Genomic DNA, 13,445 nt, shown 5'->3' on the forward strand with positions numbered 1-13,445 from the left:
TTTCCAAAATCCAATAATATGAAACAATATATTTTGCTGAGCGCAATACTCCTTTTAGCAGTTACTGCTTTTTCCCAGGAAAGGTATTTTACAAAAAATGGTCATCTTTCTTTTGAGGCAGGCACTGACCTGGAAGATATCAATGCAGTCAACAATGCTGCTACCAGCGTATTTGATGCGGGTACGGGTCAAATTGAATGCGCCGTTCTGATAAAGGGTTTTGAATTCAAAAGAGCCCTGATGCAGGAGCATTTTAACGAAAATTACATGGAGAGTGATAAATACCCTAAAGCCATTTTTAAAGGGAAGATCATCAACATTGATAAAGTAAACTTCCGGAAGGATGGTTCCTATCCTCTTACAATAAAAGGATTGCTTGAAATACACGGCGCAAAGAAAGAAATAGAAACCAACGGAACAATGATTATTGCCGGTCAGGCCGTCAGTGCTCACGCTGAATTCACCGTATTATTGGCTGATTATAATATCTCTGTCCCTGGCGTGGTGAAAGACAAAATTTCCAAAACGGCTACCGTTAAAATAAACTGTATCTACAGTGTATTGAAGTAAAATAGTAAAGCATGAAAAAATTAATATCAGCGCTTTTATTGCTTTTAATTGTCTCAAACAAATTACTGGCACAGGATAATCTCCTTTCGCTTATTGAGAAAGATAGCGTAGCGCAGAAAGAACACATTAAAAATGCGTTCAAATCAACAAGAGTAATTAATGGGCAATCGATGGAGTTACTTGGCAGAGGTGTTCTTGATGTACGTATCCTCCACCGTTTCGGAGAGGTGAGTTCCGGCGCTAATAATCTGTTTGGCCTTGATCAGGCCAACATGCGTTTTGGTTTCGATTACGGCATCCTTAACAGTCTTTCTGCCGGCATCGGCAGAAGCAATGTTGGCAAGGAATGGGACGGTTTCCTGAAATTTCGTCCTGTGTGGCAATCTAAAGGCCCGGGGGCTTTTCCGTTCTCCATTATCTTAGTAAGCGGGATAACGGTAAGCTCTCAACCCTGGAGTGATACTACACGGAAAAACTATTTCAGCAGCCGTATGGGATTTTATAGTGAGATCATTATCGGTCGTAAATTCAGCGAAGAATTCAGCTTACAACTTTCCCCCATTTTTGTGCACCGGAACATAGTTCCCCTGGTTACCGATAAAAACGACGTATATGCTCTGGGTATAGGTACAAGGCTGAAATTATCTAAACGGGTGGCCTTTGTGGCAGACTACCATTATATTATCCAGGGACTGGATAAAACAATCTATAAAGACCCTTTGTCGCTGGGTTTTGATATTGAAACCGGAGGCCATGTATTTCAGCTCCACTTTTCAAATGCTACCGGTATGAACGAAAAAGCCTTTATCACAGGTACTACGGGAAGCTGGGCTAAAGGTGAGATTCGCTTTGGGTTCAACTTGTCAAGAGTATTCACTATCAGTAACCGGAATAAACTTTAAATTGACAGACAGCTTTTCTATAGCTGATAGTTACAAAAAGGCTGACCTTTTTGGTCAGCCCTAAATCTCTTACATCTTCTCCGGAACATCGATCCCCAGCAACTTCATACTCCGCTCGATCGTCCTCGCGGTCAACATTGCCAGTTGCGTACGTAACTTCTGTTTCTCAGGAGATTCCGCTTCACGTATAGAATAAGTATACTTCCCTTCTACCTTCTCTGCATAAAAAGAATTGAACTGCTGCGCTAACTGAAAGGCATAACTCGCAATCACCGACGGACTCATTTCTTTCTCTGCATCTTCCAGTACGGTATCAAACTGCTCTGTTAAAACAATCAGCGCCTTCTCCAATGGCAGCAGACTGCCCTTATGACAGAAGCCTTCCAATTTATCCGTATTCAGGTCCACCTCACGCAATATCGATTTGATACGTGCATGCGCATACTGTACAAACGTACTGGTAAAACCATGCAGATCTATAGACTCTTTCGGGTCAAATACCATCTTCTTTTTAGGGTCCACCCTCAATAAGAAAAACTTCATCGCCCCTATACCGATCATTTCGTACAACCCCTGGAGTTCATCCTCGCTAAAGTCTTTGGCTTTCCCGGCAGCCAGTGTCTGCTGCTCGGAAGCTGAGATCATTTCATCTATCAGGTCATCCGCATCAACAACGGTCCCTTCACGGCTCTTCATACGTCCATGTGGTAATTCCACCATACCATAAGACAGGTGGAAGATACCATCAGCACTAGGCTCCTGTAGTTTCTTCATGATCAGTTGCAACACTTTAAAGTGATGATTCTGTTCATCCGCTACCACATAAATACTCTGATCCATTTTATAATCATCGTATTTAAGGCGTGCAGTACCCAGGTCCTGGGTCATATATACAGAAGTTCCGTCGCCGCGAAGCAGTAATTTCTCATCCAACCCTTCCGCTGTCAGATCAATCCACACGGAGTTATCTTCTTTCTTAAATAATACGCCTTTACGTAATCCTTCTTCTACCAGGTCTTTCCCAAGCAGGTAGGTACTGCTTTCATAATACATTTTGTCGAAGGTGATGCCCAGGCGTTTATAGGTTTGTTCAAAACCTTCATATACCCAACTGTTCATCGTATTCCACAAAGCCCTTACTTCCGGATTACCGGCTTCCCACTGCTGCAACATGATCTTCGCCTGCTGCATGATCTCCGTATTCTTACGCGCCAGTTCTTTGATATCATCCAGCAGCTTGGCGCTCTTTTCCTTATCCTGTTGTACTTCTGGTTTATGGAACGCATTCACCAGTTTCTCCACCTTCAACAGATCGGTTCCTTCAATATCTTTAAAGTCGTTTTTAAGAATGCGTGCTACGATAGGTTCCGCCTGTTCTTTCAGGATGCCTTCGAATTTCACGTAATAATCACCTACCAGGTGATCTCCTTTAATGCCACTTGATTTTGGCGTATCTCCATGAGCAAACAACTGCCAGGCCAGCATGGACTTACAGATATGGATACCCCTGTCATTCACCAGGTTCGCTTTGATCACCTCATAACCATTGGCTTTGAGGATCTCTGCAATCGCAGAACCCAGGAAATTATTACGCAGGTGACCCAGGTGCAATGGTTTATTAGTATTGGGAGAGGAGTACTCTACCATTATCTTTTTACCATTAGCTGGCTTCTTACCAATATTGCGGTTATTAAAATGCTGTTGTAAATATTGAGCCCAGTACTGTTCACGGATTTCCAGGTTAAGAAAACCTTTGATCACGTTAAACCCCGCTACCAGGTCGGGGTAATGGGTCGTAAGATAAGTACCCAACTGTTCTCCGGTTTCCTCGGGTTTCAGTTTGCTGAATTTGGTGAAAGGAAATACCAGGATGGTATATTCACCTGCAAATTCGGGTTTTGTGGTATTGATCGCAATGTCCTTTGCCGGGATTGCCTGTTCGTAAAGAGCCTTGATGGCTGCGGCTGCAGCCGTTCTGATGTTTTGTACAACACTCATGCTGAATAACTGTTAATGCGAAAAGTAACAGCAAAGGTATACAAAAAGGCCGACTAAAAAGTCATACTGTCACTCAAAACGGTGATCACACTGCTTTTTAGTCAGCCTGTTAAATTATTTATGATGTTTCTTTGCCGGCTTGTGACTGAAAGCCTTACCAAAATTATAGAACACCCCTATCTGTGCAACAGAGTTCTTGGCATTAGTACCATTAAAGGTTCCGCTATTATCTTTATATGTATTAGTCAGGCCAAACATATACCGGGCGCCAATGCCTAATCCAATAGGGAACTGGTAGCCTACACCAAAACCAAGACCAAAATCCGCTGAGCTGGTCTGATCTTTTACATCTAGCGTTACGTTACCCATTTTTGTTTTTGAAGCCACAAGGAGACCCAGCTGGCCACCTGCTTCCAGGTAAAACTCGGGAACGATACGGTACTGCATCATCACTGGCAGATTAATATAATTCACTTTATCAGTGACTGTAACGTTATTTACATCATACTTATCACCTTGTCCTGAATACAGTAATTCAGGCTGGATAGATAAATATTCATTAAATGCAATGTTTACCAGACCTCCGATATATACAGAAGGACGAACTTTAGAATGATCAACGTTGGTCAGCTTTGCAATGTTCAAACCACCTTTTACACCAAATGATACATCTTGTGCTTTAGCGGTAAATAATGCGCCGGAGGCGATAGCTACAGTAAGTAAGATTTTCTTCATGATAGGGTAATGATTTTTTTCCAGTATTATCAAATTTCATACCAGGTATTATGTAATTTAATTATGTGATAATCCATCTCCATCTACCAGGATGAAAGAGGTTGTATCGTATTTATGATACAACCTCTGCTTATCTATGTGGCAATCAATTCAGGATTGTCTCTATTGCTTTTGTCTGTCAATCAATACAACGTAAACTCTACCCGTCTGTTCTTCTGACGGCCGGCAGCTGTTTTATTACTGGCTATAGGCTGATTCGCTCCATAACCTACGGCCTCTATCCTGGACGGATTAGCGCCCTGTGTTACCAGGTACTGCTTCACCGATTCCGCCCTGTCTTTTGATAAGATCATATTCTTTTCAGCGCTGCCTATATTATCTGTATGACCCCCTAATTTCAAACTGAATCCCTTGGTAACAAGTAATTTAGCGACCCTGTCAAGCGAAGGGAAGGAGGTGGGTTTGATACTCGCCTTCCCAAATTCAAATTCAAGATTTTGTATCGCCTCCCGCACCAGCCTTCTGTCGGCTTCTGTAATATTGGTAACCTTTGTAATCAGTTGTCTGGGTGTAGTATCTCTGGGCAAATCACAACCGGAACCATCTACTTTCATGCCTGGCGCGGTATTGGGGCACTTGTCAAAGTAGTCGGAAACCCCATCTCCGTCAGCATCTTTCAGCAGTTTGTCTACATCAGCGCTTAGCCTCGTATTGTTGGCATTCACTGTTTCCAGTTCCTGCATCACCTTTGCCTTCTGCTCTACCATATCGTCATACATCACCTTAGCGGGGTTCTGCCAGGCAAGCTGGGACTTGTTGCTACTACCCAGACTGAATTCCAGTCCGGCATAGCCATACGAGTATTTGTCCTTATTAGGGCCATAGTTATAACCATCCAGGTTATCCCCGTCCACATAATACATAGTATAACCAAGATCAAGGTTTATGACCGGAGATATCTTAAACTTGAGGCCCGCGCCTACCGGGATAAAAAACTCCTGTATATTCTTCCCGCCAGCCTTATAGTCAGTGGTAGTCCCGCTTTTATCCGTAATCCTGGGAGAATAACCTGTTAAGCCACCACCGGCAGATAAATAGATCTGCACATAATTGTGACGGTACAGCCAGTTGATAGTCGCTACATTCACTACCGCACTCAGGCTTGCAGCATACTTCAACTTGGTTTCAAAGGAATTAAGGCCCCGGTTGGGAACACTCCCGTCCCCCAGTTTGCGGTCATTATTGCCTGCCAGCTTGCCACCTGTATAGTCGGCACGAATGCCTAATGCATGCAGTAACTGCCACTTTATGTAAGCGCCATAACCGGCAGAAGCCTTCCATTTGGTAAAATCATTACTGCCGCCTGTGGCCGCGACTGGTGCCAGAACACCACCATTAACGCCTATTGACCATCTGCGGTAACCAGGGCCATCCGTGAAAATGCCCGTTTGGGCCTTGCTTAACAAGGGTATGAAGAGAGTAAGCACAAGGGCAACGTGAAAAATGGAATACTTTTTCATTATAAATCAGGGTTAGTTTACATTACTAGTGCATGTATAACCCCGATAGCCGGCCATTTGTTCGAATTGTCAGACGTAACTGACATATTTGCATAACTACCCCGTTGGCATAATCATTGACATTTGGTCACAGGAAGACAAATCTATCTACAACTACAATCGAGAATATTAATCATTATGGGAAAAATAATAGGCATTGACTTAGGAACTACCAACTCATGCGTATCCGTTATGGAGGGCAATGAACCAGTAGTAATTGCAAATGACGAAGGCCGTAGAACTACGCCTTCCGTAGTGGCGTTCTTAAAGAACGGGGAAAGAAAAGTAGGTGATCCTGCTAAAAGGCAGGCGATCACTAACCCGGTGAACACCATTCAGTCCGTGAAACGTTTCATGGGTCGTCACTTCGACGAAGTTGCCGGTGAAATAAGCCACGTTAGCTATAAAGTAGTTCGTGGTGATAACAATACTACACGTATTGATATCGATGGCAGGTTTTATACACCGCAGGAAATTTCTGCGATGATCCTGCAGAAAATGAAAAAAACAGCTGAAGATTACCTGGGCCAGGAAGTTACCGAAGCAGTTATCACTGTTCCGGCTTATTTCAATGACGCTCAGCGTCAGGCTACTAAAGAAGCGGGTGAAATCGCAGGTCTTACAGTACGTCGTATAATCAATGAGCCAACTGCAGCAGCACTGGCTTATGGACTGGATAAAAAACATCATGACAGTAAAATAGCTGTATTCGACTTAGGTGGTGGTACATTCGATATCTCCATCCTGGAACTCGGAGAAGGCGTATTTGAAGTAAAATCTACCAACGGTGATACTCACTTAGGTGGTGATGACTTCGATAAAGTGATCATGGACTGGTTAGCAGATGAGTTTAAGAAAGATGAAGCGGTAGACCTGCACAAAGACCCAATGTCATGGCAGCGTTTAAAAGAAGCATCTGAAAAAGCAAAAGTTGAGCTGTCTTCTTCTCAGGAAACAGAGATCAACCTGCCTTACATCACTGCTGTTGACGGTGTTCCTAAACACTTAGTGAAAAAATTAACCCGTGCTAAATTCGAACAACTGAGCGATGTGCTGGTTGAAAGAACCCTGGAGCCTTGTAAAAAAGCGCTGAAGGATGCCGGTTTAAATACTTCTGATATCGACGAAGTAATATTGGTAGGTGGTTCTACCCGTATTCCTAAGATCCAGGAAGTTGTTGAAAAGTTCTTTGGTAAAAAAGCCAACAGAAGCGTAAATCCTGATGAAGTAGTTGCCGTTGGTGCTGCCATTCAGGGTGGTGTACTGACAGGTGAAGTAAAAGACGTACTGTTACTGGACGTTACTCCACTGTCTCTCGGTATCGAAACAATGGGCGGTGTATTCACCAAACTGATCGAATCCAACACTACTATTCCAAGCAAGAAGTCTGAAACATTCTCTACTGCTGCTGATAGCCAGCCTAGCGTTGAAATTCACGTACTGCAGGGCGAACGTCCTTTAGCTTCTCAGAACCGTACACTCGGTCGCTTCATTCTGAATGATATCCCGCCGGCACCACGTGGTGTACCGCAGATCGAAGTAATCTTCGATATCGATGCCAATGGTATCCTGCACGTAACTGCAAAGGATAAAGGCACTGGAAAAACTCAGAATATCCGTATCGAAGCAGGTAGCGGTCTTAGCAAGGACGAAATCGAAAAGATGAAAGCCGAAGCTAAAGCAAACGAATCTGCAGATAAGGCACAACGTGAGCAGATCGAAAAAATGAACCAGGCTGACAGCCTTATCTTCCAGACTGAAAAACAGTTAAAGGAATATGGCGATAAGATCCCTGCTGATAAAAAAGCACCAATCGAAGCCGCACTGGAAAAGTTGAGAAATGCGCATAAAGCAGGAGATGGCGCTCAGGTAGATGCTGCTATGACAGAAATGAACACCGCATGGACCGCTGCTTCTGAAGAGCTGTACAAAGCTACTCAGGACGGTCAGGCAAACGGTGGCGCTGGCCAGCAGGAACAACCACAGGGTAATACCGGTGGAAGTGAAGGTGTAACCGACGCTGAGTTTGAAGAAGTGAAATAGTATACACAAAGTATAAAGCAAAATGCCGCGAATGACCTTCGCGGCATTTTTGCGTTATACAATCCCGCTTTTCTTCTTATTTTGTAATATGCAACTGACATTACATCCATTTGAATTAAAGTTTAAACATACTTTTACCATCTCCCGTAAATCCAAAGATGTACAACCCTTACTCGTTGTTGCACTGGAACAGGATGGTCTCACAGGATTAGGTGAAACCGCAGATAACTCCTATTATAACATGACCGTGCCGCGCCTGATGGACGATATCAACGCTCACCGCTCATTCATCGAAAGCCTCCCTTTAACGACCCCGGAAGAATTCTGGGAATTCCTATACCCGCTCTTCAAAGATAACATGTTCGCACTGTGTGCCTTAGACCTTGCTGCACACGATCTGTACGCAAAGCTGCTGAACAAAAAACTATACGAGGTATGGGGCCTGGATATCTCTCATAACCCCTTAACAGACTACACTATCGGGATAGATACCATAGAAAATATGGTCAGTAAACTAAAAGAATTCCCATGGCCCATTTATAAAATTAAACTCGGCACAAAGGACGATATTGCCATTATAAAAGAACTGCGCCGGCATACAGATGCTATATTCCGTGTAGATGCCAACTGTGCCTGGGGAGTAGATGAAACATTACGTAATGCAGCGGCATTCGTATCTCTGGGAGTGGAGTTCATTGAACAGCCTATGCCTGCTGCCGATCTGGATGGTATGAAAAAAGTATTCGAGGAATCTGCCCTTCCGCTGATCGCAGACGAAAGCTGTATCATAGAATCAGATGTGAAGAAGTGTAAAGGCTACTTTCACGGTATCAACATAAAACTCACCAAATGCGGTGGTATCACACCTGCCCGCAGGATGATCACCCAGGCGAAACAATTGGGTATGCAGGTAATGACCGGCAGCATGAATGAAAGTACAGTAGGTACTTCAGCTGTTGCACACTTACTTCCTTACCTGGATTATGTAGATATGGACGGCCCTTTATTATTAGCAGAAGATATCGCAGATGGTGTAAAGATCATTGATGGAAAGATCCTCTATGCAGACAGGCCCGGTACCGGAGCAATCCTGATAAAATAAACCCGTTATAACCCGTTATGAGAAAACTCACTTTGTTATTAACCTGTTGCCTGGCAGCACATGTACTGCCTGCACAAACAATTGCCCGTTTTGTTGTTGAATCCGGCAAATACAGCCGTACAAACATTCCTGTAAACTGCGACGTTACTTTCTCAGAAAGTGATATCCTGCAATTACAAGAGGTAAAAGGTACCCGGCGTATACCCGTAGCTTTTCAATCAGGCCCGCACCAGATCTCCTGGTTACTGGACGGCATTAATAAACCCGGCTCTCAACGCATCTTCGAACTGATAAAGATCGATCCCCGGAAACTGGCAGCAGTACAGCAGGTAAGAATCCCACCGGCCATGCTGGCGATAGACAGCTCCGGATCTCTGATACTACAAGACCATAACCACCACTTACTCCAATACAACTATGCTGTCGTAAATCCACCTGCGGGTGTAGACACCATCTATAGAAGAAGCGGCTTTATCCACCCTCTCTGGTCTCCCAACGGGCAGGTGCTCACCAACATACATCCAAAGGACCACTGGCACCACGTTGGTATCTGGAATCCCTGGACGCATACCGAATTCGAAGGCAGGGAAACCGACTTCTGGAACCTGCAAAAGAAAGAAGGGACTGTTCGCTTCATCAGTTTCCTCAGCCAGACGCAGGGTGATATCTGGTGTGGCTTCAAAGCCCTGCAAGACCACATTGCCACAGTGAAAGGTGATGCTGCCAAAGAGAAAACCGCCTTACACGAAATCTGGGATGTCCGTGCTTATAACTGTGGCGCTGATACGACCCGTCGCATATGGGACTTCACCTCTACGCTCTCCTGTGCTTCCAGTCCAATAGAGTTCTTGCAATACCGTTACGGCGGAGGCTTCGGATTCAGAGCTACTGCCGAATGGAATGCAACCAACAGCAAAGTCCTCACCTCAGAAGGGAAGACCCGTATCAACGCGGACAGTACCCGTGCCCGCTGGATAAAGATCACCGGCAACACAAAAGCCGGTATCCTGGTGTTATGTGCGCCGGATAACTACGACTTCCCGCAGCCTTTACGTGTATGGCCGGAGAATACTGAAAGAGGAGAGATCATGCTGAACTATAGTCCCACAAAGATGAAACCCTGGAACCTGGAATACGGGAAAGAATACAGACAGCGTTATCGCATTATGGTTTACGAAAACGATATCACCGCAGCAGAAGCAGAAAATGCCTGGCAGGCATTTGCCTATCCGCCGGTAGTAAGAGTAACAGCTTTGAGATAAACGTTACTGTTGTCTTCTGATAGCTCTTATATGATAAATCGTATAATAAAGCCCTGCAATGGCCATTAAGATAAATGCAGTAACAAGGCCTGATGGACCAACAGCCCGGTAGATATACAGCTCTATACGTGTAATACGGGGAGTAAATCCGTTATCTCCTTTCTCAAAGAACTGGGTATAACGGACAATGGCAAATCCAACACCCATCATGATAACGCCAATACTCATGATTACGGAGAGCCATGTTGATTTTTCTTTTTCAGCCATAAATCAATATACAAAAAAAAAGTCACCCGGAACAGGGTGACTCAGTTATATGATCATGGTTAATTAAATGGCAATTCTGTGTGCTTCTTCCTGACTGGCCTCATATACCGCAGAAAGCAGTTCTCTTTCAGGCAGCCCTTTTTCAAACCATGCGTCCGTAATAGCATAAGTAATTTTCAAAGAAGGCGTTATTACATATATGGCAGGAATCGCAACATCTTCTTCAATACCAGCTACCCTGTCCCAGATAGGATCTGTAGAAGAATAAATACCCGCTTTCTTTGCAATATGATTATGCTGATCAAAGATCGTTGCAAATGGTAACTGCAATTCCTGTGTGGTATAGTCAAAAGTGGTCTTGTCTTCTGCAGTAGCTACCAGCAGATTACCACCCATTACACGGATATCGGCATAGATATCCCTTAACGCTTCCAGGCGACGCTGACCATATCCATTCCAATGTACAGAATGGAAAGCGATTACCAACGGACGCTCCAGCAACTGTGCAATTGGTAATGAGCCATTTACGGTTTTTAAGATATCCGCACGGGAAATAATGTTTTTCTTGTGTATATGAAAAGAAGGGAGAGTATCTCCTGCAACTAATGGCTTGATCGGTGTTTTTTCGTGGGGAGCCCTGCGTACTATGTCCAGTTCGAATTCAGGTAAAAGGTCCGCATATCTGTTGTTGTTCAGCATAAAATTAAGTTTAAATGAGAATGGTTGTATTGATTTTTAAGAAACGGTTATCAACAACAACAACAGCCATGGACGGCATATGAAGTAATGAGCTTATTATTCAGTGTTTGAGTTGTACGGTTAGGCATATTAAATTAATTTTGTTAGTTGCCTCTTATTAACACATCAAAGATAGGGATAATTATTTAATACCCTACAAGTTTTGTAGGGTATTTATCAGATGATTGATTATTAGGTACATATAAACGAGGAAATAGAAAAAATCTAAAAATGACGGGAAAAAAGTTAGTTACATTGATCTTACTGTCTGCCAGCATTGCTGCCTGTAATTCTTCCGGTAAAAAAGGAACGCAACAAGGCATAGACAGTACAAAGGAAGTTACTGCTATCAGGGACAATGAGTTATACCCATTTATGCTGGCCGGAGTATATTTCTTCCACGGTTATGGCGGCGCAGACAATGTATTTAACAGCATGATCAGACCGGTAGCGCAGGGGACACCCGGTACTGCTGTATTTACCAAAAGCATCCAGAAAGCCTACAGTCAATACTTTATCTTCCCTTTCAAACCACAGGATGATCCCGGAGGTGCAGATGCAAAGAGTACATTGTCCAAATACTGGGAAGTAAACAGTAAAGCCGATCTGGAAACAGATCTCAACTGGTTACTGGATGAAGGTCACCAGACACAATATGCCTTCCTGCGCAAAATACTGGATGAAAACGGCGGCGCTAATGCCGATGTAGAAAAGATCGATCTTAAGAAGTACGATCTCGATAAAGCATCTGTGCTCGGACTTGCATTCATCAAAGCGAATTACAGCGACTTTAGCAAAGCTGGTATCAAAGCATGGGACTATGCCCGTTATGTAAACAATATCTGCATAGGCTACCAGGCAGGTTACCTTACAAGGGACGAAGCCACTGCATGGCTGAAAAAAGTAAGCCTCGCTGCACAGCAGAATTATACCAGCTGGCAGGCATATTATAAAGACTTCTTACTGGGTCGTGCATTCTGGGGTGGGGGAGAAACCGATACGCCGCAATACGCGAAAGATGTAGCGGATATGATGACAGGAGATTACAGTATCTATAAATATATGTCTATCAACTAAAGCAATTTTTTAGTGATGGTGCTTTGCACCATCACTAAAAAATTGCTCTTATCTGTAAAGATGTTTATCGCTGCTTGTTACCTCATGCGTCTTTAAATATTCTATCATTTTAAACTGCGTATCAAACTCTTCTTTCGATATAGGATGATCAATATGTTTATTCGGATCATTCGTATCCAGCCCAAGGTCATTGGTCAGGATGACATCCACTACATCCAGCGGAAAATACGCACAGGCTACAATGAACTCATAATTTTGCTCTTCAATATATACCAGCGCACTCTCCAGGCATTCCATTACTTTCATGATACCGGTATCATTGGTTTCTTCCAGTTCAAAATCATCGATATCTATCGTATGCAGATTATCAATGTGCGAATCCACAACCGATTCATCAATAGCAGAAGGATTATCTACCACTGTCCACAGATACGACAGTGCATCGGTTAATACGGCATATCCTTCAACATCGTCCTTCTCTTTCAGATATTTTGCATATTTGGAATACAGGTACTGGCTGCACCAGGTGCCAAAGAACAATAACTTTTCAAATGGAAGCTGTTTGAAATCTTCCGTGATTGTTTTGTCAAACGAGGTATAAGTTAATTGCATTGCTGTTTTATTATTATCTGAAAATATTTTTATCTGCGCTTGTTACGTTATGATCTTTTAAATAAGTAAGCAATTTGTGTTGTGTGTCCAGTTCTTCCTTAAAATACGGATCATCAACACCACTTTTCATCGGAGTCGTATAAGGATCAAGTTTACTGTTTTTAAATGCATTCAGTACATCCAATGGATAATAAGCGCAGGCCAGCACATCTTCCGGATTCTTTTTCTTCAGATAGTTCAGCATACGCTCAATACCTTCCATTAACTTTAACACACCACAATCCTTTGGTTTAGCAAAATCAAACTCATAATCCATATCCATATTCAACAACATCCTCAGCTGTTTTTTTACAGCTGCTTCATCAATCACTGCGTTACTGTCAATGATGTTCCAGAGAAATGATATAGTATTTGTCATCAAGGTATGTTCTTTCACAAATCCCAGTTCATCCAGGTAACTGCCATATTTATTATCAAGATGCTCGCAGCACCAGGTACCAAAGAAAAGTAATTTCTCAAATGAAAGCGCTGTTAAATCATTCTTTACTGCCTTCGTATATGTTACATAAGGTAATGCCAT

The 13,445-nt window shown here is 43.2% G+C and carries 13 protein-coding genes; 6 read left to right on the plus strand and 7 right to left on the minus strand.

Features of this window, described 5'->3' with window-relative positions:
• Positions 1 to 18: 18 nt before the first annotated feature.
• Both GO495_RS11700 and GO495_RS11705 read left to right on the plus strand, forming a co-directional pair.
• Entirely contained in the window at positions 19 to 570 is a 552-nt protein-coding gene (locus GO495_RS11700; protein ID WP_157299855.1) for a YceI family protein, read from the plus strand.
• Positions 571 to 581: 11 nt separating this feature from the next.
• Entirely contained in the window at positions 582 to 1,472 is an 891-nt protein-coding gene (locus tag GO495_RS11705) for a DUF5777 family beta-barrel protein (protein WP_157299856.1), read from the plus strand.
• Positions 1,473 to 1,541: 69 nt separating this feature from the next.
• Here the strand turns inward: GO495_RS11705 and GO495_RS11710 are convergent, their stop codons facing one another.
• The 3 genes from GO495_RS11710 to GO495_RS11720 form a co-directional block, all read right to left on the minus strand.
• Positions 1,542 to 3,470, minus strand: coding sequence for an arginine--tRNA ligase (locus GO495_RS11710; RefSeq protein WP_157299857.1), 1,929 nt, complete (start codon positions 3,468 to 3,470; stop codon positions 1,542 to 1,544).
• 114 nt (positions 3,471 to 3,584) lie between these two features.
• Positions 3,585 to 4,205 (minus strand): porin family protein, encoded by a 621-nt coding sequence (locus tag GO495_RS11715; RefSeq protein WP_157299858.1) that lies wholly within the window; start codon positions 4,203 to 4,205, stop codon positions 3,585 to 3,587.
• A 182-nt stretch (positions 4,206 to 4,387) separates the two neighbouring features.
• Positions 4,388 to 5,725, minus strand: a complete 1,338-nt coding sequence (locus tag GO495_RS11720) for an OmpA family protein (protein ID WP_157299859.1) — start codon at positions 5,723 to 5,725, stop codon at positions 4,388 to 4,390.
• A 177-nt stretch (positions 5,726 to 5,902) separates the two neighbouring features.
• Between GO495_RS11720 and dnaK the strand changes: the two genes are divergently transcribed.
• From dnaK to GO495_RS11735, 3 genes are all read left to right on the plus strand, one after another.
• On the plus strand, positions 5,903 to 7,807 hold the full coding sequence (gene dnaK / locus GO495_RS11725; protein WP_157299860.1) for a molecular chaperone DnaK: 1,905 nt from the start codon (positions 5,903 to 5,905) through the stop codon (positions 7,805 to 7,807).
• Positions 7,808 to 7,895: 88 nt separating this feature from the next.
• Positions 7,896 to 8,909, plus strand: coding sequence for a dipeptide epimerase (locus tag GO495_RS11730; protein ID WP_157299861.1), 1,014 nt, complete (start codon positions 7,896 to 7,898; stop codon positions 8,907 to 8,909).
• Positions 8,910 to 8,926: 17 nt separating this feature from the next.
• Positions 8,927 to 10,171, plus strand: a complete 1,245-nt coding sequence (locus GO495_RS11735) for a DUF6807 domain-containing protein (RefSeq protein WP_157299862.1) — start codon at positions 8,927 to 8,929, stop codon at positions 10,169 to 10,171.
• A 3-nt stretch (positions 10,172 to 10,174) separates the two neighbouring features.
• On the opposite strand, the gene GO495_RS11740 is transcribed toward GO495_RS11735, so the two are convergent.
• Positions 10,175 to 10,438, minus strand: coding sequence for a hypothetical protein (locus GO495_RS11740; protein ID WP_157299863.1), 264 nt, complete (start codon positions 10,436 to 10,438; stop codon positions 10,175 to 10,177).
• Positions 10,439 to 10,501: 63 nt separating this feature from the next.
• Positions 10,502 to 11,137 (minus strand): redoxin domain-containing protein, encoded by a 636-nt coding sequence (locus GO495_RS11745; protein WP_157299864.1) that lies wholly within the window; start codon positions 11,135 to 11,137, stop codon positions 10,502 to 10,504.
• A 270-nt stretch (positions 11,138 to 11,407) separates the two neighbouring features.
• On the opposite strand from GO495_RS11745, the gene GO495_RS11750 reads away from it, so the two are divergent.
• Positions 11,408 to 12,253 (plus strand): DUF1266 domain-containing protein, encoded by an 846-nt coding sequence (locus GO495_RS11750; protein ID WP_157299865.1) that lies wholly within the window; start codon positions 11,408 to 11,410, stop codon positions 12,251 to 12,253.
• A 48-nt stretch (positions 12,254 to 12,301) separates the two neighbouring features.
• Here GO495_RS11750 and GO495_RS11755 read toward each other — a convergent pair whose 3' ends face one another.
• Both GO495_RS11755 and GO495_RS11765 read right to left on the minus strand, forming a co-directional pair.
• Complete coding sequence (locus GO495_RS11755) at positions 12,302 to 12,865, minus strand: hypothetical protein (RefSeq protein WP_170302666.1); 564 nt, start codon at positions 12,863 to 12,865, stop codon at positions 12,302 to 12,304.
• A gap of 13 nt (positions 12,866 to 12,878) precedes the next feature.
• On the minus strand, positions 12,879 to 13,445 hold the full coding sequence (locus tag GO495_RS11765) for a hypothetical protein (protein WP_157299868.1): 567 nt from the start codon (positions 13,443 to 13,445) through the stop codon (positions 12,879 to 12,881).

It is taken from the genome of Chitinophaga oryziterrae, assembly GCF_009758125.1.
Lineage (GTDB): Bacteria > Bacteroidota > Bacteroidia > Chitinophagales > Chitinophagaceae > Chitinophaga > Chitinophaga oryziterrae.